At 70.6% G+C, this 19,890-nt stretch carries 14 protein-coding genes and 1 pseudogene; 10 read left to right on the top strand and 5 right to left on the bottom strand.

Features of this window, described 5'->3' with window-relative positions; all coding sequences use genetic code 11:
- The first annotated feature begins 230 nt into the window (after nt 1-230).
- Nucleotides 231-1,835, top strand: coding sequence for a FadD3 family acyl-CoA ligase (locus DSC45_RS28535; protein WP_119294855.1), 1,605 nt, complete (start codon nt 231-233; stop codon nt 1,833-1,835).
- A 131-nt stretch (nt 1,836-1,966) separates the two neighbouring features.
- Nucleotides 1,967-2,323 (top strand): annotated as a pseudogene (locus DSC45_RS28540) (sigma factor); the annotation flags it as partial.
- A 33-nt stretch (nt 2,324-2,356) separates the two neighbouring features.
- Here the strand turns inward: DSC45_RS28540 and DSC45_RS28545 are convergent.
- Both DSC45_RS28545 and DSC45_RS28550 read right to left on the bottom strand, forming a co-directional pair.
- Nucleotides 2,357-2,863 carry a nitroreductase family deazaflavin-dependent oxidoreductase gene (locus DSC45_RS28545; protein ID WP_240434890.1) on the bottom strand — a complete coding sequence of 169 codons (507 nt, stop codon included), beginning with the start codon at nt 2,861-2,863 and terminating at the stop codon, nt 2,357-2,359.
- Between the two features lie 364 nt (nt 2,864-3,227).
- On the bottom strand, nt 3,228-4,016 hold the full coding sequence (locus DSC45_RS28550; RefSeq protein ID WP_119294856.1) for an AraC family transcriptional regulator: 789 nt from the start codon (nt 4,014-4,016) through the stop codon (nt 3,228-3,230).
- A 237-nt stretch (nt 4,017-4,253) separates the two neighbouring features.
- Between DSC45_RS28550 and DSC45_RS28555 the strand changes: the two genes are divergently transcribed.
- Nucleotides 4,254-5,651: an MFS transporter gene (locus tag DSC45_RS28555; RefSeq protein ID WP_119294886.1), complete on the top strand. Its 1,398-nt coding sequence runs from the start codon at nt 4,254-4,256 to the stop codon at nt 5,649-5,651.
- Nucleotides 5,652-6,137: 486 nt separating this feature from the next.
- On the opposite strand, the gene DSC45_RS28560 is transcribed toward DSC45_RS28555, so the two are convergent.
- A complete protein-coding gene (locus DSC45_RS28560) occupies nt 6,138-6,311 on the bottom strand; it encodes a sigma-like protein (RefSeq protein WP_119294857.1) in 174 nt (57 codons plus the stop codon).
- Nucleotides 6,312-6,533: 222 nt separating this feature from the next.
- Nucleotides 6,534-9,467 carry an SARP-family global regulator AfsR gene (locus tag DSC45_RS28565; RefSeq protein WP_119294858.1) on the bottom strand — a complete coding sequence of 978 codons (2,934 nt, stop codon included), beginning with the start codon at nt 9,465-9,467 and terminating at the stop codon, nt 6,534-6,536.
- 959 nt (nt 9,468-10,426) lie between these two features.
- On the opposite strand from DSC45_RS28565, the gene DSC45_RS28570 reads away from it, so the two are divergent.
- From DSC45_RS28570 to DSC45_RS28600, 7 genes are all read left to right on the top strand, one after another.
- Complete coding sequence (locus tag DSC45_RS28570; RefSeq protein WP_119294859.1) at nt 10,427-11,164, top strand: hypothetical protein; 738 nt, start codon at nt 10,427-10,429, stop codon at nt 11,162-11,164.
- 293 nt (nt 11,165-11,457) lie between these two features.
- Nucleotides 11,458-12,678, top strand: a complete 1,221-nt coding sequence (locus DSC45_RS28575) for an amidohydrolase family protein (RefSeq protein WP_119294887.1) — start codon at nt 11,458-11,460, stop codon at nt 12,676-12,678.
- Nucleotides 12,675-13,649 (top strand): LLM class F420-dependent oxidoreductase, encoded by a 975-nt coding sequence (locus tag DSC45_RS28580; protein WP_119294888.1) that lies wholly within the window; start codon nt 12,675-12,677, stop codon nt 13,647-13,649. Before DSC45_RS28575 ends, DSC45_RS28580 begins: the two co-directional genes overlap by 4 nt.
- A gap of 122 nt (nt 13,650-13,771) precedes the next feature.
- Nucleotides 13,772-14,557 (top strand): SDR family NAD(P)-dependent oxidoreductase, encoded by a 786-nt coding sequence (locus DSC45_RS28585; RefSeq protein ID WP_119294860.1) that lies wholly within the window; start codon nt 13,772-13,774, stop codon nt 14,555-14,557.
- A 122-nt stretch (nt 14,558-14,679) separates the two neighbouring features.
- Nucleotides 14,680-15,801: an LLM class flavin-dependent oxidoreductase gene (locus tag DSC45_RS28590; protein WP_119294861.1), complete on the top strand. Its 1,122-nt coding sequence runs from the start codon at nt 14,680-14,682 to the stop codon at nt 15,799-15,801.
- A gap of 372 nt (nt 15,802-16,173) precedes the next feature.
- On the top strand, nt 16,174-17,913 hold the full coding sequence (locus tag DSC45_RS28595; RefSeq protein WP_119294862.1) for an N-acyl-D-amino-acid deacylase family protein: 1,740 nt from the start codon (nt 16,174-16,176) through the stop codon (nt 17,911-17,913).
- The gene (locus DSC45_RS28600; RefSeq protein ID WP_240434891.1) at nt 17,910-19,385 is read left to right on the top strand and encodes an aldehyde dehydrogenase family protein; all 1,476 of its coding nucleotides are present in this window, start codon (nt 17,910-17,912) and stop codon (nt 19,383-19,385) included. The genes DSC45_RS28595 and DSC45_RS28600 overlap by 4 nt, the downstream gene beginning before the upstream one ends.
- 63 nt (nt 19,386-19,448) lie before the next feature.
- Here the strand turns inward: DSC45_RS28600 and DSC45_RS28605 are convergent, their stop codons facing one another.
- A complete protein-coding gene (locus tag DSC45_RS28605; protein WP_119294863.1) occupies nt 19,449-19,757 on the bottom strand; it encodes a hypothetical protein in 309 nt (102 codons plus the stop codon).
- Between the last annotated feature and the right edge of the window lie 133 nt (nt 19,758-19,890).

The following is a 19,890-nucleotide window of genomic DNA, read 5'->3' on the forward strand; positions in this document are numbered from 1 at the left end:
CTGACAGCCGGGAAGGCTACAGCTAATCTGACGGATAGTCAGCTACCTGTGGCCGGCCACCTGTTGGTCGGGCACCTGCGGTCAGCTATCTGGACGGGAGGCTTTCGATGACGGCGGAGCGCGTGGACCGGGCGAGCGAAGGGCCGGGCGGAGGGGCGAGCGGCTGGGGGCGAGGCGCGGCAGGAGGCGGCGGCCAGGGCCCGACGGCCCGCACCCGCGCCCGCATCCCCATGCGAGGCGACCTCGAATGGGGCACCGTCCCCCGCCTGGTCCGCTCGGCGGCCGAGCGCTACGGCGACCGGGAAGCCGTCGTCGAGGGCCGCACGCGCATCTCGTACGCAGAACTCGGCGAACGCGTGGAGCGGGCCGCCGGGGCCTGCATCGCCTCCGGCGTCGAACCGGGCGACCGCGTCGCCGTCTGGGCACCCAACACCCTGGACTGGATCGTGTCCGCCCTCGGCGCGGTCACCGCCGGCGCGGTACTCGTCCCGCTCAACACCCGCTTCAAGGGCGCCGAAGCGGCCTACGTCCTCGAACGCTCCCGCGCCAAACTCCTCTTCGTCACCGGCACCTTCCTCGGCACCTCGTACGTCGCGTCCCTGCGCCGCGCCACCGCCGAAGGCCCGGGCGACGGCCCGCTCCCCGCCCTCCCGCACCTGGAACACGTCGTCGTCCTCTCCGACGACGCCCCCGGCGCCTTCCGCACCTGGAAGGACTTCCTCGCGGGCGGCGACACGGTCGGCTCCGCCGAGGTCGCCGCCCGCGCCGACGCCGTCGAGTCCGCATCGCCCTCCGACATCATCTTCACCTCCGGCACCACCGGCCGGCCCAAGGGCGCGATCATCACCCACGCCCAGACCCTGCGCTGCTACGACGTGTGGAGCGAACTCGGCGGCCTGCGCGAGGGCGACCGCTATCTGATCGTGAACCCGTTCTTCCATACCTTCGGCTACAAGGCCGGCGTCATCGCCTGCCTGATGCGCGGCGCCACGATGATCCCGCAGCCGGTCTTCAACGTGGACACCGTCCTCGCCAACATCGCCGCCGAGTCGATCTCCGTACTCCCCGGGCCGCCCACCCTCCACCAGTCACTCCTCGACCACCCCGCCCGCGCGGCCCACGACCTCACCGCGCTGCGCCTGGTCGTCACCGGCGCCGCGGTCGTACCGCTGCAACTCGTCGAACGCCTCCGCTCCGAACTCCACATCGCCACCGTCCTCACCGCCTACGGCCTCTCCGAGGCCGGCGGCATCGTCACCATGTGCCGCCGCGGCGATCCGGCCGAGGTCATCGCCGCCACGTCCGGACGCGCCATCCCCGACACCGAGGTGCAGGTCGTCACCCCCGACGGCGACGAGGCACCGCCCGGCACCCCCGGCGAGATCATGGTCCGCGGACACAACGTCATGCAGGGCTACTTCGAGGACCCGCAGGAGACCAAGAAGGCCATCACGCCGGACGGCTGGCTGCGCACCGGAGACGTGGGCGTCCTCGACACCGGCGGCAACCTCCGCATCACCGACCGCATCAAGGACATGTTCATCGTCGGCGGCTTCAACGCGTATCCCGCCGAGATCGAGCAACTCCTCGGCCTGCACCCGGACATAGCGGACGTCGCGGTCGTCGGCGTCCCCGACCCCCGCCTCGGCGAGGTCGGCAGCGCCTACGTCGTCCGCCACCCGGACACCACCCTCACCGCCGACGACGTCATCGCCTGGTCCCGCCGCGAGATGGCCAACTACAAGGTCCCCCGCGAGGTCCACTTCCTCCCGGACCTGCCACGCAACGCGAGCGGCAAGGTGGTCAAGGGAGAGCTGCGGGCACGGGTGGGGTGAACGCGGGCCGGCTCTGGGAGCATCTCCTCCAGGGCCGTCGGGGCGCCGTACGGAACTCGATTCCCGGCAGCGGCGAAGGACGGGTGCAAGCCCGAGCCCTTCACACGTCCACCCGACGAACAGGAGCCCCGATGACCGTAGAACCGGGCGTCCGCAGCCGTGAGGACAGCGACGCCCGCGTGATCGAGCGGTCCCGGGACGAGCCCGAGCAGTTCGCCGTCCTCTTCGACCGGCACGCGGGCGCCGTACACCGGTACGCCGCCCGCCGCCTCGGTCCGGAGGCGGCGGAGGACCTGATGGCCGACACCTTCACCACGGCCTTCGCCCGACGACACCGGTACGACGCCGCGCGCGGTGACGCCCGGCCCTGGCTGTTCGGCATCGCGACCAATCTCGTGGGCCGGCACCGCAGGGCCGAGGCGCGCCGCTTCAAGGCGATGTCCCGGGTGCCGGCTCCCGTCACGGACGAGGAGCCGGTCGCGGACCGGGCCGTCGCCCCTGCCGTCGCGTACTCCGGTGGCTCAGCGCGGAGTGAGGCGGATGACCGGGTACTGACGGTCGGACTTGGTCTGGTACTTGCCGAGGCGGGGCTGGGCGGTGGTGATGCGCTCCCAGGCGCGTTCGCGCTCGGGGCCGCTGAGGCGGTGCGGTGTCACGGGCCGGGTGTCGCCGCCGGGCAGCTCGACCGACGCCCGGTCAGGGTGCCCCGTCAGGTTGGCGTGCCAGTCCGGGTGCTGACTTCCGCCGCCCGACGCGACGACCAGCCACGCGTCCGCGCCGTCCGCGCCGTCCGCGAACCACGCCACGGGAGTCTCCCGGGGCTGACCACTGCGCCGGCCCACGGTGTTCAGGATCAGTACGTCCATCCCCATGAACGTGCCGCGTCCTCGCCGGATCTTGCGGATCAGCCGGGCGTTCGCCCGCTGCTGCATCCACCGGGAGAACGCCCCGGGGGTGCCGGGCTTGCGCGCACCGGCCCGCTGGTCCTGCTGCATGGTCGCCCTCGTCTCGGTCGGTTCGCCGTCCATGCTGCGACCGTAGGAGCGGTGGGGACGGGGGTGCTTCTCGAATCCTGACCGATGGTGTGCGGGTGGCCGGTCGGTGTTCCCCGTGGGCGGCCGTCGGGAAGCTCGAACCGCTCGACGACGGTCACCGGATCCACGAACCCGTCCAGCGCGGCAGCGGCCGATCTGCCGATCGGCCCGCAACCGAGGACGACAGCCGCGCCGCCCTTGGGCGAAGTACTCACTACGGCCTACCTCCGGGTCGCCACCCGTTCCCCGCACCCGCTGCCCGCCGGGGTCGGACCGGCCAGGATCTCGATCGGGCCTTCGTGCACGGGCCGAACCACGACACTACGGCCGCCCTGCCGCACCCGGGGCACGCGTCCGATCATCGGGGCCGGGGGTCCGGAGACGGTCGGTGCAAGGCGAGGTAGCGCCCCGGGGACGTGCCGACGGTTCGCCGGAACGCCGCGAGGAAGGCACTCGGCGTCGCGTACCCCACCGCGTGTGCGACCCGGGAGACGGGCTGGCCCTCGGCGAGCGGGGGAAGCGCTGCGCGCAGCCGCACATGGGTACGCCAGCGGTCGAAGTGCATGCCGGTGTCGTGGACGAACAGCCGGGTCAGGGTGCGTCGGCTCACCCCGATCGCCCGCGCATGCGCCTCGAGGCTGCGATCGTCCGCGGGGTCGGCCAGCAGAGCGTCGGCCACCGCGCGTACGCGGTCGTCGGTGGGCTGCGGGACGTCGATGGGGGTGGCCGGCAAGGGACGGAGCAGGTCCAGGACGACCGCCTCCGCCCGTAGCCGCGCGGCATCCTCGAGCTCGTGGAGACTCAAGTACGCGATCAGGTGGGCAAGCAGCCCGTCGACGCCGACGGGGGTCGGGTCCGTCCAGTCCAGATCGCATCTGTCCGGCTCGAAATAGAGGCTGCACAGCACCGCTTCGCGCGTCACGCCGGTCCTGTGGACCACACCTGCGGGAAGCCACAGCGCCCGTGTGGGTGGCAGGACCCAGTGGGCGTCGTCGATCGCGACGCCGAGCACACCGCGCCGCGCCCAGGCCAACTGGTGCTGTGGGTGCCGGTGCGGGATGAACCACTGCCCGTGCTCCAACGGGAAGTTCCCTACGACGATCGCGCCCGCGCCGGGCGGGACGGCTCCCTCGACGGCCTCGGTCATGGTCCCCAGGCTATGTCCTCAACGCGATATGAGATGGCCCGGTAGCGCATCGCGGTCAACCCGGCAGCTGCATAGCGTCTTTTCCATGCCGATCGACGACCCACCGCGCCACTGCAGTTCACCGACGCCGCTCACGATGACCGGGCACCCGGCGTGACGAGGCCGCCGACCACGCCTGAGCGCAAGGCTCTCGTACGTCGGGGGCCGGCCCTCGTCGTGCTGTGCTTCGTCCAGTTCATGCTCGTCCTGGACGACAACGTGGTGAGTGTGGCGCTTCCCAGCATGCGGGAGGAGCTCGGCTTCAGCGCCGCGGGCCTTGCCTGGGTCGTCAACGCCTACTTCCTCGCCTTCGGCGGGCTGTTGCTGCTGTTCGGCCGCATGGCGGACCTGCTGGGCCGCAGGCGGGTCTTCCTGACCGGTGTGGCGCTGTTCGGCGCGGCGAGTGTGGTGTGCGGGCTCGCGCAGGAGCCCTGGCAGCTCGTGGCCGGGCGGTTCGTCCAGGGCGGGGGTGCGGCCATGGCGAGCCCGGCCGCGTTGGCGTTGATCACGCTGCTGTTCCCCGGCACTGCGGAGCGCGCCAAGGCGTTCAGCATCTGGGGCGGTATCGCCGGTCTGGGCGGCACGGCGGGCCTGGTGATATCCGGCGCGCTGACCGGCCTCGCGTCCTGGCGCTGGATCTTCCTGATCAACCTGCCGGTCGCCCTGGCGGCCGTGGCACTGCTCCCGCGCCTGGTACCCGAGAGCCGGGACGAGCGCGCGGTGCGCCTCGACGTTCCCGGTGCGGTGCTCGGCACAGGTGCCCTGGTGTCCCTGGTCTACGGACTGCTCAGGACCGGGGAGTCGGGCTGGCGCGACCTGTCCGCCGTCGGGCCGCTGGCGCCGGCCGTGGTCCTGGCCGTCGCCTTCGTCGCGGTCGAGACACGGACCGCCGAGCCGCTGGTGCCGTTGTCGTTCCTGCTCGTCCGCATCCGAGCCGTCGCGAACGGGGCGACCTTGCTGTTCTCCGCCGCGATGTATGCGATGGCCTTCCTGCTGATGGTGCACCTGCAGACCGTCCTCGGCTACCGCCCGCTCACTGCCGGCATCGCCTACCTGCCCTACGGTGCCGGCATCCTCGCGGGCATGTGGCTCTCTTCCCGGGCGGTGGTCAGGCTCGGGGTACGGCGGACCCTCGTCGGGTCGTTCCTGATCACCGCGGCCGGACTTCTGCTGCTGTCCGGAGTGGCACCGAGCGACGGCTACGCCTGGGGAGTGCTGCCCGGCATGCTGGTGACGAGCCTCGGATGCGGCCTGAGCCTGCCCGGCCTGACCGTCGCAGCGCTGACGGGCGTCACCGAGGAGAACGCGGGACTCGGCTCGGCCGTCCTGAGCTCCGTCCAACAGGTCGGTGGCGCGGTAGGGGTGGCGGTCCTCGTCGCTCTGGCCGCCCGCCGCAGCGACGCCCTGGCTGCGCGGGGCGACTCGCTGCACACCGCGCACGCCGCGACGGAAGGCTTCGAACTCGCGCTCACCGTCGCCGCGGGTCTCTTGACGTTCGGCGCCGTCCTCGTCGCCGTCCTGCTCGGGAAGCCACGGCGCCCGGCAGACCCACGCGACGCCGGAGAAGCTCCGGCCGAGCACGCGCACCGCAGGTAGTCACCGGTCCCAGGCGCACGCTCTGCAGACCGGGGCCTGAGGCGCCCAGGTCCGGCGCCGGCGGGGCGCAGGTGGGGCCGGGCCGCTTCAGCGCGTACGTCGCGCAGGCCATAGAGCACAAGCGGGAACGGGACCGGCGCGAGGTGGTGATCAGCTCGCGTGGTCGTCCTGCGGGACGACGGATGTGTGGTGGTCACTCTGCGGGGCAATACCGGCGTGACTGTCGGCCATTGCCGTGCCCGTCGCGCCGAGGGTGACGGCGAAAGGCCGCGGTGACGAGAGTGTTGGTCGTGCGCTTCGCATGAATTCCTGTTACCGGGTGGGATCTGCGGATGCACGGCCTGCTGGTGAACAGGGGGGGGCGAATGTCCAAGATGGGGGAGGTGCTCCGGCCAAGGGCTGGCGAAAATCGCCCTGGACACGCGGCGGCCGCGACGGCTCCCCCTCCGCGCCGCCGCGGCCGATCCCCCGTTGGAACCGCAGCCCTCAGGCGTCCTTGGGCGGTGCGGGCTGGTGGCTGTCGCCCTGGGTGGTGGCGCCGTCCTTGGGCGGTGCGGGCTGGTGGCTGTCGCCCTGGGTGGTGGCGCCGTCCTTGGGGGGAGCGGGCTGGTGGCTGTCGCCCTGGGTCGATATGCCGTCGTTCTTCGCTGCGTCGCTCATAGCAGGCTCCCTGTCGGTCTGACGGTATTCCGGAAGTCCGGGGACGCCCGTTCGGCGACTCCCCCGAGGACCGCCGAACGGGCGTTCTTGGGCCGATCACCTTACTGGTGGGCCCCAGTTGATCCGTCTGCCCCCCGACGCGACGGACCGATGGCTAGAGAATGGCAGCGGCCCATAAACGTTCAATGAACGCCCGGGGTGAGTGGTGCACGGCGCCGAAATTCAGGCCGCCGCGACGGGCTGAAGCAATGCGCGCAGCATGTCCGCCTCGGGGGCTCCCGCCTGCTCCTGGATCTCCAGAGCCTCCTGCCAGCAGGCGCGGGAGCGGTCGCGCTGACCGAGACGGTCGAGCGATCGACCGAGCACGGTCAGTACATTCGCGCGCATCCACTCGCCGCCGATGAATCCGATGGCCAGGGACTGCTCGGCGTGCTGAGCAGCCTGCGCGGGGTGCCCCGCTGCCAGATGGACCTCGGCGATTCGATAGTGCGTGGTGCCCTGCCACAGACGCTGTCGGCTGTCCGTGAATACGGCGAGGGCCTCAGTGAGTTGGCTGAGTGCCTCAGTGCGCCTGCCCGCATGGCTGAGGGTGATCCCCAAGGCGTAGCGAGCATTGGCCAGGCGAAAGGTGAGCCCGAGGTCGTCGTAAATAGCCATGCCCTGCTGGGCGAGATCGATCGCCGCCGAGCTGCGATTCATCGCGTCGAGGCTGCGGGACAGGTTGCAGAGGGCGCTCGCTTCGCCCGGGCGGTTTCGATCTGCCCGGAATGCCTCGATCGCGCTGCGGAGGTGCTTCTCTCCATCAGGGTGTTGATTCTGGCAGTTCGCGATGATGCCCAGTTCGTTGGGGGCGTTACTGCCCGTCCACGGGTCGGCGGAGGACTTGTGCAGGTCGACGGCCTTGCCGGCCTCGGCCTCCGCCAGATTGAAATGGCCGTTGCTGCACAGCACTTGGGCGAGTGTGACGCGCGCACGTCCTTCGGCGTGCGCGTCACCTGTCGCAGCCGCTGCGTCTCGCGCAGCGCACGTGGCCGACTTGTAGCGCAGCGAACTGGCTCCCGATTCAGACAAGTCCTTGGCTGCCAGGAGGAGATCGACTGCTCGACGCAGAGTGTCAGGGCCGAGTGACTGTTGGACACAGGCCAGAATGCAGGCGGCTTCTGCATGCAGCCAATCCAAGGCCTCTGCATCGCTGCTGAAGGTCGGCCGCGAATCCGGTGTTGCTTCGAGGTGGTCCACCGTGCGATCCCCCGGTCGCTCAATCGCGTAGACCCTCGCCGCCGTAGCCAGATAGAAGTCCAGCAACCGCGACAGCGCGGCGTCCCGTTCGCTCGGTGGCTGTTCGTCGCGTTCCGCGCACGCACGCGCGTAGAGGCGGACCAGGTCGTGGTAGCGGTAGCGGCCGGGGGCCGCGGACTCCAGGAGGGACGTGTCGACGAGGGATTCGAGGAGGTCCTCGGTGGCGTCGAGGGGGAGGTCGAGTACGGCCGCGGCGGCCGCGAGGGAGATGTCGGGCCCGTCCGCGAGGCCGAGCAGGCGGAAGGCGCGGGCCTGGGCCGAATCCAGCTGGCCGTAGCCGAGTTCGAAGGTGGCCTTGACCGCGAGGTCGCCCGCCTGGAGCTCGTCGAGGCGGCGGCGCTCGTCCCCGAGCTTCGCGGCGAGTACGGACACCGTCCAGGTGCGGCGGGAGGCGAGCCGCGATGCCGCGATGCGGATGGCGAGCGGCAGGAAGCCGCACGCGCCGACCACGTCGAGTGCGGCCTCGCGTTCCGCGGCGACCCGCTCCTCGCCGACGATCCGGGTGAAGAGCTGGAGCGCCTCCTCGGGCGACATCACATCCAGGTCGACGAGATGCGCCCCGGCCAGATCGACCATCCGTACGCGGGAGGTGACGAGCGCGGCGCAGCCGGCGGTGCCCGGCAGCAACGGCCTTACCTGCGCGGTGTCGTGGGCGTTGTCGAGCAGGACGAGGACGCGGCGGCCGTCGAGGACGGAGCGGTAGAGGGCGGCGCGTTCCTCGAGGGTGTCCGGGATGGCCGAGTCCGGTGTGCCGAGGGCCCGCAGGAACGACCCGAGTACGGTCTCCGGCTCGGCGACGCGATGGCCTGCGCCCTGCAGATCGACGTAGAGCTGCCCGTCCGGGAAGTGCGTGCGGGCGGCGTGCGCGACGTGCACCGCGAGGGTCGTCTTGCCGACGCCGCCGATCCCGGCGAGCGCGGACACCGCCATCACACGGCCCTCGGCGGAGGCGAGCAGTTCGGACAGTTCGTCGACGAAGGTGTCACGGCCGGTGAAGTCGGCGACCGTGGCAGGGAGTTGGGCCGGGCGTACGGGAGTGGCGTCCGGCTGGACGTCGGCGGCGGAGGGCTCCGCGAGCTTCGGGTCGGCCTGCAGGATGCGCTGCTGGAGTTCGGCGAGTCCCGGCCGCGGGTCGACACCGAGTTCGTCGGCGAGCAGGCGGCGGGTGTCGGCGTAGACGGCGAGGGCCTCGGCCTGCCGGCCGGAGCGGTACAGGGCGAGCATCAGCAGTTCGCGCAGTCGCTCGCGCAGCGGGTGCGCGGCGGTGAGTGCCGTCAGCTCGGAGATGGCCTCGGCGTGGCAGCCCTGCTCCAGGTCCATGTCGAGGCGGGATTCGAGAAGTTGGAGCCGCCATTCGTCCAGGCGGACGCGCTGGGTCTCGGCGTACGGGCCGGGGACGTTCGCCAGGGGTTCGCCGTCCCAGAGGTCGAGGACCTTGTTGACCAGGGCGCGGGCCTGGCAGAGGTCGCCGGCGCCGCGCGCCTTCTCGGCGTCCGCCCACCATTCCTCGGCAGTGGTGAGGTCGAGGGAATCGGGGGTGAGCCGGACCGAGTAGCCGCCGGACTCGCTGGTGAGGACGTCGGCGTCGAGTGCCTTGCGCAGCCGCGAGGCGTAGGTGCGGATCGCGGCCAGAGCCTGTGAGGGCGGCTCGTCGCCCCATACGGCGTCGATGAGTTCGGACGCGGTGGCCGTACGGCCCTCCCGCAGCAGCAGGGCGGCGAGCAGGGCGCGCTGCTGCGGCGAGCCGGTCTGCAGCGGCGCGGAGCCCCGCCATGCGCGTACCGGTCCGAGCACACTGAACCGCAACGGCTCCCTCTCCGGGCTCCGCTGCTGGGGTACTCGCGGTACTCCGTCCATCCTCTGATCCCCCTGGCGAACTCGGTCGAGACCGGGCGGCGTTCCTGATGCACGATCCGCCCCGCCGTGCGGACCACCCGGCCGCGTGGGCCGGGCAGTTCGACCGGAATGACCGGATCGCCCGGCCATGGTGGCCGGACATGGAATCGCCCCTGCCAGTTTGCCTTGTCCATGCCGATTCCGTCAGCCGCGAGAGACACCTCTCACAGGGTCCGCACGACTATGGCCTGTGGAGGTTGTGGATCTCGGGAGGGAGGGCTGCGGCTCGAGGGCCCGGCTCGAGGGCCCGGTTCAAGGGCGAGGCTCCCTTCCCGTCTCGCCGCCTGCCTCGGTGGTGGATCGCGGATGCGCGGACGCGGTGGTCGGTCCGTGCAGCTGGCTGCGGGGGTCCGTGGCTGTGGGCACGCCGGCTGTGAGTACGTACCGGGGCGTGGTGCGTACCGCCTACGTGGTGCGTACCGCCTCAGTGATGCGTGCGGCGCACGCGGCGCGTACGGCATACGCGCTCGTGTGCGGCGTACGTGCTTGTGTAGGGCGTACATGCCGTGTACGGCATACGCACCGTGTGCGGCATACGCGCCGTGTATCGCATACCTGCAGCTTCACAGCTTGCGCACTGTGTACCCCATACGCGCCATGTACGCCATACACACCGAATGACGCAGGTGTGCTGTGTGCTGCGTGCTGCATACGCGCCGCGTACCTCATACGCCCTGCGGCCCCGCGTACTTCATCCGCCCCGCACCCCACTCCGCCCCGTTCCTCATTCGCTCCGTCCCTCGCCCGCCGCCGGACGAAAACCGGAAGACGTCGCGACCGCTGCGCCCGTAACGTCCCCTCCGTGCGTTGATTCTCCGGGCGGCGGCCGTGTGCCGCCGCAGAGGTTCGGGCGACCCCGGCGGCTGGTTCGGGGCCGCCGGCTGACATGTCCGTCACCGCCCCATCACCGGAGATCACAGATGACCGCCACCCAGCCACCCCTCACCTACGAGGCGTTCCTCGAACTCGCCACAGCCGACCCGGCAGTCGTAGGCCTCGTGCTCAAGGGCTCCCGCGCACACGAAGGCATGACCACCGCGCACTCCGACCACGACCTGTACGTCGTTCTCGCCGACGGGGCGAGAACGGACCTCACCCGCTACGCCGGGCACCGCAGCCCCGAACTCGATCTGGTCTTCTGCTCCTTGACCGAGTTCCGCGCCCTCGGCATGCCCGGCTTCGAGCGCTACGCCCTGGCCCGCGCCCGCGTCGTACTCGACCGGCTCGACGGCGGCGTCGCCCACATCCTGGCCGGCAAGGCGCACCTCGAGCCCGACGAGGCCTTCCGTGAGTCGGCCAAGTGGCTCGACGCCTACGCCAACTCCGTCTACCGCTCCGTGAAGAACGATCGCGACGGCCACTCCCTGGCGTCGCACCTGGACGCCGCAGACGGCCTCAGGTTCCTCCTCGAACTCCTCTTCGCGCTCGACCACCGCCCCCGCCCGTACAACAAATTCCTGCACTGGGAACTCATCCGGTATCCGCTGCCCGACTGGGACACCACCACGCTCCTCGACACCGCCACCCACATCTCCCGCACGGGCGACGCGACCGCCCAACGCCACCTCTTCACCCAGGTCGAGACGCTGGCCAGGCGCGCCGGGCACGGCGCCGTACTGGACGCGTACGGCGAGAAGCTCGCTCTGATGCGGTCGTAGTGGGACACGAGCAGGTGCAACCAGCCATCAGTCACCAGCCATCACTGACCGGCCACCGGGGTGAGTCCCTAGTACGCGCGGCGAGTCCCTGCCTCGTCGAGCGGGCTCGCGGGTCGTCCGTCGCCGGTTGCCGGCGGCGGACCTACCGCCCCGCGAAGTGCCTTCGCGCACGTGCCGGTCCCATGCCCGCAAGATCAAGCCTCACCACGTGAGTGACGATGCATCAGATATGGCGCCATCTCATGCCGCTCCACTTGCTGACGATCCGTCAGATCGGCGCTACCGTGGCAGACATGGAGACCTTCCCGAAGATCATCTCGGTGGACGACCACACGGTGGAGCCCCCCAACGTCTGGCAGGACCGGCTCCCGTCCAAGTATCAGGACAAGGGGCCGCGTATCGTCCGGGCGCCGTTGAAGGAAATGACCTTTCTGGGCGGCAAGTTCGCGCCCGTCATGGGCAGTCCCGGGGACGACGGGCCGATCGGCGACTGGTGGGTGTACGAGGATCTGCACCGGCCGCTGACCCGTCTCGACACGGCCGTCGGTTACGACAGGGACGAGATCAAGCTAGAGATCATCACGTACGAGCAGATGCGGCCGGGGTCGTTCAGTGTGCCGGAGCGGCTGGCTGACATGGACGTCAATCATGTTCAGTCCGCAGTCTGCTTCCCTACCTTCCCGCGCTTTTGCGGGCAGACCTTCACCGAGGCCAAGGACCGCGAACTCGGGCTGCTCAGCGTGCGTGCGTACAACGACTGGATGGTGGAGGAGTGGTGCGGGCCCGAGGCCGGCGGCCGGCTCGTCCCGCTGACCCTGATCCCGCTGTGGGACGCGCGGCTCGCCGCCGACGAGGTGCGGCGCAACGCGGCCCGCGGTGTACGGGCCGTCGCCTTCTCCGAGATACCCCCGTACCTCGGTCTGCCGTCGATCCACGGTGACGAGTGGGACCCGTTCCTGCGGGCCTGCGAGGAGACCGGCACCGTCATCGCGATGCACATCGGCTCGTCGTCGAAGATGCCGTCCACGTCGTCGGACGCGCCGCCCGCGGTCGGCTCGACCATCACCTTCGCCAACTGCTGTTTCTCGATGGTCGATTGGCTGATGAGCGGCAAGTTCGAGCAGTTCCCCGGCCTGCGGATCATGTACGCGGAGGGCCAGATCGGCTGGATCCCGTACATCCTGGAGCGCGCCGACGTGGTCTGGGAGGAGAACCGCGGCTGGGGCGGGGTCGCGGACAAGGTGCACCGGCCGCCGTCCGAGCTGTTCGCCGACCACGTCTACGGCTGCTTCTTCGACGACGCCTTCGGCCTGAAGAACCTCGACTCGGTGGGTGTCGCGAACGTCCTCTACGAGACCGACTACCCGCACTCCGACTCCACTTGGCCGAAGTCCCGCGAGGTCGGCGAGTCGCAGATGGGTCACCTGGACCCGGACGTGGTCGACCGGATCGTGCGAGGCAACGCCATCGACCTGCTCGGCCTCACCGAGGACGGGCTGTGGGCGGGAGCATGAGCGGGGGAGCGCGGCCCGGCGCTCCCGGGCCGGGCGCGGAGCCCGGCCGGCTCGCCTACGGCATGCAGCTGCCCGTGCAGTCGCAGAGCACGCTCTACGCCGAGCCCTGGGAGGCCGGGGCCGGTGTGGCGGACCTGGTGGCGGTGGCGCAGGCCGCGGACCGTGCGGGGTTCGCGTACGTCGCCACCTGCGACCATGTGGCGATCCCGCGGCGGCTCGCGGACACGATGGGAACCACCTGGTACGACCCGGTGGCGACCCTGGCCCATCTGGCCGCCGTCACTGAACGCGTCGGCCTGCTCAGCCATGTGGCCGTGGTGGGCCTCCGGCATCCACTCGCCACCGCGAAGGCCTACGCGACGGTGGACCATCTCAGCGGCGGACGGCTGATCCTGGGGGTCGGGGCCGGACACGTACCCGAGGAATTCGCCGCTCTGGGCGCCGACTTCGAGGGCCGGGGGCGTCTGCTCGACGAGACGGTCGATGCGCTGCGGGCGGCGCTCGGGCAGGAGGAGTTTCCCGAACACCGCGGTCCGCGCTATGAGTTCACCGGTCTCGGACAGCGGCCGCGTCCCGTGCAGGATCGGGTGCCGCTGTGGGTGGGCGGCTCGTCGCCGGCTGCGCTGCGACGGGCCGCGACGCAAGGGGACGGATGGTTGCCGCAGGGTGACCCGAGATCCGAACTCCCCTCCCGTATAGCCCGGTTGAGGGAACTCAGGGAAGCCGCCGGGGTCGAGGAGCCCTTGGTGGTCGGGGCGATCACCGAACCGCTGTACGTGGGGGACGCCGACTGGCGGGCCGGCAGGCGCACTCTCACCGGGAAGCCGGAGGCCATCGCCGAGTCGCTGCGCGCGTACGCGGCCATGGGGGTGCACCAGATCCAGGTGCGCTTCCGGTGTCGCAGCCGGTCCGAACTCACGGACCAGATCGCAGCGTTCGGGGCGGATGTCGGGCCGCTGCTTGCCGTCTGAGGTTCGTCGGTGCGGCGCCCAGGAGTCGCCAGTACGCCACCAGTACGCCGCCGGTACGTCGCCACGGGGCCGCACCCCCCGACCACCCCATCACTCAACGTCACTCTCACCAGGAGCAACGCATGGGCAAGCTGGACGGTCGAGTCGTCGTCGTCACCGGAGCCGCGCGCGGGCAGGGCGAGCAGGAGGCGAGGCTCTTCGCCGAGGAGGGGGCGTGCGTGGTGCTCGCCGACGTGCTCGACGAGCAGGGCGAAGCCGTGGCGAAGGAGATCGGGGACGAGCGGGCCGTGTACGTCCACCTCGACGTGCGGCGCGAGGAGGAGTGGGCAGCCGCTGTGACGGCGGCGAAGGACCGCTTCGGCAAGGTCGACGGGTTGGTGAACAACGCGGGCATTCTGCGCTTCAATACCCTGCTCGACACCCCGCTCTCGGAGTTCATGCAGGTCATCGAGGTGAATCAGGTCGGCTGCTTCCTCGGCATCAAGACCGTCGCGCCCGAGATCGCGGCAGCCGGAGGCGGCACGATCGTGAACACCGCCTCGTACACGGCGATGACGGGCATGGCCGCGGTCGGCACGTACGCCGCGACCAAGCACGCGATCCTGGGGCTCACCCGGGTCGCCGCGATGGAGCTGGCGCGCGGGAAGGTGCGGGTCAACGCCATGTGCCCCGGCGCCATCGACACCCCCATGTCGAATCCGGCGCAACTGGACCCGGCGGCCGACTCCGCCGAGACCTCCGAGGCGCTCGACGGGCTCTACCGGAAGCTGGTGCCGCTCGGGCGGATGGGGCGGCCGCGGGAGGTCGCGGATCTGGCGCTGTTCCTGAGCTCGGGGGACTCGGCGTACATCACGGGGCAGCCGTTCGTGATCGACGGCGGCTGGCTGTCCGGGGTGAGCGTCATCTGACTGGTCGTCAGTATTGACGGTCGTCGTGGGGGGTGGAACAGTCTGAGGCAGCCAATCTGACGGTACGTCAGAAACGACGCCGGTGAGGCGACCCAGTATCGAAACGAGGACGGTGAACCTCCTTGGAATTCGGGCTCTTTGTACAGGGATACGTCGGCAAGCGGGCCGAGACCGACCCGCTCGCGGAGCACAAGGCGCTGATGGAGGAGACCGAGTACGTCATCCAGGCCGACAAGTCGGGCTTCAAGTACGCCTGGGCGTCGGAGCATCACTTCCTCGAGGAGTACTCGCACCTCTCGGCCAATGATGTCTTCCTCGGCTACCTCGCCCACGCGACCGACCGCATCCACCTGGGCTCCGGCATCTTCAACCCGCTGGCCCAGGTCAACCACCCGGTGAAGGTGGCCGAGAAGGTCGCCATGCTCGACCATCTCTCCGAGGGGCGGCACGAGTTCGGCTCGGGACGCGGCGCCGGGTCCCACGAGATCCTCGGGTTCATACCGGGTGTCACCGATATGAACTTCACCAAGGAGATCTGGGAAGAGACGATCGCCGAGTTCCCCAAGATGTGGCTCCAGGACGAGTACGCCGGCTTCCAGGGCAAGCACTGGTCGCTGCCGCCGCGCAAGATCCTGCCGAAGCCGTACGGGAAGTCGCACCCGGCCATGTGGTACGCGGCCGGGTCCCCGCCCTCGTACGCGATGGCCGCGCGCAAGGGGCTCGGGGTCCTCGGCTTCAGCGTGCAGAAGGTCTCGGACATGGAGTGGGTGCTCGAGCAGTACAAGAACGCCATCCAGGACGCCGAACCGATCGGCGACTTCGTCAACGACAACGTGATGGTCACCTCCACGGCGGTCTGCGCGCCGACGCACAAGGAGGCGGTGCGGATCGCTGCCGGGGGCGGGCTGCACTATCTGCAGTCACTGCTCTTCCGGTACCACGACACGTTCCCCCGCCCCGAGGGCTTCCCGGTCTGGCCCGAGACCCTGCCCGAGTACAACGAGGAGATCATCGAACTCCTCATCGCCGAGGAGCTGTTGATCTGCGGCGACCCCGACGAGGTGCTGCAGCAGTGCAAGCGGTGGGAGCAGGCGGGGGCGGACCAGCTGTCCTTCGGGCTGCCGGTGGGGGTGTCTCGCGAGGACACACTCCAGACGATCCGTCTGGTGGGGGAGCATGTGATCCCGAAGATCGATACGGATCCGGTCCATCGGACCTCGCGGTTCCGCGAAGCGGGGCGCTAGCGCTTGGCCGGTCCGGGGTTGAGGGCATCCTTCGCCCCGGCCGGGGCGGGTGGCTTCCAGGGCTCCGCCCCGGACCCCGCTCCTCAATCGCCGGAGGGGCTTGATCCTGCCCGGAGCGGGCTTGATGGCCCCAAGGGGGCGCGATTGCCCTGAGGTGCCTGATGGGCGTCGAGGGATCATGCGCTCCCCTCGTACGCAACGCCACCGGACGGTGACGAGCTCGTCCACCGGCCGGAGGGGACCGGCAAGGGTTTCCCGGACCCGGACCGGCCCGGAGAGAAACCGGTGGGGAGCCAGGACCGGCGTGGCGGCCACTGCGGCCCCGGCCCCCCACCGGCCACCCGACACCACTCGCGACCCCCGGAGGGACACATGCTCGACCACCTCATCGAACGCGCGACCGTCGTCGACGGCACGGGCTCCCCCTCGTACGTCGCGGACGTCGGGATCCGCGACGGCCGTATCGCCGTGATCGCCGAACCCGGCACCGTCGCCGAGGAGTCCCGCACCCGCGAGGACGCGAGCGGCCGCATCCTCGCGCCGGGATTCGTGGACCCGCACACGCACTACGACGCCCAGCTGTTCTGGGACCCGTACGCCACACCGTCCCTCAACCACGGGGTCACCACCGTCGCCGGCGGCAACTGCGGATTCACCCTGGCGCCCCTCAACCCCGACCGCCCCCAGGACGCCGACTACACCCGCAGAATGCTGTCCAAGGTGGAGGGGATGTCCCTGGTGGCGCTCGAGGAGGGTGCGCCGTGGAACTGGTCCGGCTTCGGCGAGTACCTCGAGCGGCTCGACGGGCGTATCGCCGTCAACGCCGGTTTCATGGTGGGGCATTGCGCGCTTCGCCGTTATGTCATGGGCGAGGACGCCGTCGGCGGGCAGCCGACGCAGGAGCAACTGGCCGCCATGGTCGACCTGTTCCACCAGGCGATGGACGAAGGTGCCTGGGGCCTTTCGACGACCCAGTCCTCCACCCACTCCGACGGCGACGGCCGGCCGGTCGCGTCCCGGCACGCCGAACCGGCCGAACTCCTCGCGCTGTCCAAGGCGGTGTCCGAGCACGAGGGGACGCAGCTGGAGGCGATCGTGGCCGGCTGCCTCGACCAGTTCTCCGACGACGAGATCGACCTGTTCGTGGAGATGAGCGCCGCGGCCGGACGCCCCCTCAACTGGAACGTGCTGACCATCGACGCCGCCGTCCCCGAACGTGTACCGCGCCAGCTGGTGCCCAGCGAACGCGCCCGCAAGGCCGGCGGCCGCATCGTCGCCCTGACCATGCCGATCCTCACGCCGATGAACATGTCCCTCGGCACCTTCTGCGCACTCAACCTGATCCCCGGCTGGGGCGACATCCTCGGCCTGCCCGTACCGGAGCGCATCGAGAAACTCCGCGACCCGGACGTGCGGAGCGAGATGCTGCGCCGCGCCGACTCCAAGGAGGCGGGCGTCTTCCGCCGGCTCGCCGACTTCGGGCGCTACGTCATCGGCGACACATACAGCCCCGAGAACGACGGCCTGACCGGCCGCGTCGTCCGCGACATCGCTGCCGAACGCGGCCAGGACGACTTCCAGTGCCTGGTCGAGATCTGTTCCAACGACCAGCTGCGCACGGTCCTTTGGCCGATGCCGACCGACAACGACCCCGACTCCTGGGACCTGCGCCGCCAGGCCTGGGAGCACGAGGACATCATGCTGGGCGGCTCCGACGCCGGCGCCCACCTGGACCGGATGTGCGGCGCCCCGTACACCACACGTTTCCTCGGCGACTGCCTGCGTGGTCGTCAACTCGTGGGCCTGGAACGGGCGGTGAAGATGCTCACCGACGATCCGGCGCGGCTGTTCGGGCTGCGCGAGCGCGGACGTATCGCCGAGGGGTACCACGCGGACCTCGTCCTCTTCGACCCCGAACGTATCGACGCCGGCAAGGCCACCCTGGTGCACGACCTGCCCGGTGACAGCCCGCGCCTCGACTCACAGGCCATCGGGATCGAGGCGGTCTGGGTCAACGGTGTGGCCGCGATCCGGGAGGACGTCGTGACCGGCGCCGTACCGGGCAAGGTGCTGCGCTCCGGCCGCGACACCAGGACGGTGAGCACCAGGTGAGCAGCATCGCCCAGCAGCCCGAAGAGCAACGGCTGTTCATCGCGGGGGAGTGGACCGAACCGGACGGCGGCCACTATCCGGTCGTCGATCCGGCCACCGAGGAGACCGTCGGTCTCGCCCCCGAGGCGAGCCGCGCCCAGGTGCACGACGCGGCCGCCGCTGCCTCCGACGCCTTCGACGCCTGGTCCCGTACCACCCCGGAGGAGCGCGCGGCCGTGCTCGACCGCGCGGCCGACCTCATGGGGCGCGACTACGCCGCGCACGCCGAACTGGCCCAGGCCGAGAGCGGCGCCACCATCGGCACCGCCCGCGGTATGCAGGTCGGCGTGGGCATCGCCCGCTTCAAGCGGTACGCGAAGGGCGCGCTCGAACCGGTCGAGCAGGCGCTGCCCCCGCAGGTCACCCAGGCCGGACCGATGGGCAAGGGCGGCGTACTCGGTGCGCTCGCGGTGCGCCGTCCCGTCGGCGTCGTCACCTGCATCACCTCGTACAACAACCCCTGGGCCAACCCGGCCGGCAAGGTCGCACCCGCCCTCGCCATGGGCAACACCGTGGTCCTCAAACCGGCACCGCAGGACCCGCTCTCCGTCTACCGGATGGCCGCCGCCCTCACGGAGGCCGGCGCACCGCCCGGGGTCGTGAACGTCGTCAGCGGCGCCCGCCCCGAGGTCGGCGAGGCCGCCGTGGACTCCCCGCACGTCGACATGGTCAGCTTCACCGGCAGTACGGCGGTCGGGCAGCGCATCGCCGAGGTCTGTGGCCGCGGCATGAAACGGCAGTTGATGGAGCTGGGCGGCAAGGGCGCGGCTCTCGTCTTCGACGACGCCGACCTGGACTCCGCGATCGCCGGCATCGGCACCACGTACGCCTTCTACAGCGGCCAGATCTGCACCGCGCCGACCCGGGTCATCGCCCAACGGGGCATCTATGAACGGTTGTTGGCGGATCTCAAGGCCTACATCGGCCGACTCCCGGTCGGTGATCCGCGGGCCGGGGGCACGGTCGTCGGACCGGTCATCTCGGCTTCCCACCGCGATCGCATCGAGTCCTACCTCGACCTCGGCCGCAAGGAGGGCGCCCGACTCGTCGCAGGCGGCGAACGGCCGCCCCTGGAGCTGGGTTTCTATGTCGCTCCCACCCTCTTCGCGGACTGCACGGCCGATATGCGGATCGTCCGCGAGGAGATCTTCGGCCCGGTCGTCGTGGTCGTCCCCTTCGACGACGAGGAGGAGGGCATCGCCCTCGCCAACGACAGCGACTACGGACTCATCGACTACATCTGGTCCACCGACACGCCCCGCGCCTTCCGCGTCGCCGCGCGCCTGCGCGCCGGCGGCGTCGGTGTGAACACCGTCGGCCGCAACATGGAGGCCCCCTTCGGCGGCTTCAAGCGCAGCGGCGTCGGCCGCGACGTCGGCTCTTACGCACTGCACGCGTACAGCGAACTGCAGTCGGTGGTGTGGCCGGGGTGACGACGGCGGTCGTCGCGTCGCGGACCGGGTGGTCCTGCGTGGGACGCTCCGAGGGGTACGGGGCTACCTGGTGTCGCGTCGAGGCTGCTGCTTGGCCTGCCGCTCGGCCTGCTGTTTCGCCAGCCGTTCCGCTTGACGTTCGGTCTGTTCGCGCGCCACGTGTCGCCAGGAGAGTCTCGCGAGGACGAGACACACGCAGCCGAGGCCGAAGAAACCCAGCCGCTCACCGATGCCGCTGTTGGTGATCGCACTCGCGAACCCGCCCAGCGTCCCGATGCAGCCGACGAGCAGCATCCGCCCCCCGAGGAAGACGTCGCCCAAAGCGGCGGCAGAGCCCTTGATGAACCCGCCACCCCGCAGTGAGTCGAACATGATTCCTCGCTGTGTCCCGGTTCATCCCCGCACCCGCACACCTACCCGCACTCCCGTCCCGGAAGATTACGCGCATACAACTGCGCCGGCGCCGGCCGATCCCGGACTGGGGCGGGGCGAGGATGCCCGGCCC

This window comes from Streptomyces sp. YIM 130001 (assembly GCF_003574445.1).
Classification (GTDB): Bacteria; Actinomycetota; Actinomycetes; order Streptomycetales; family Streptomycetaceae; genus Streptomyces.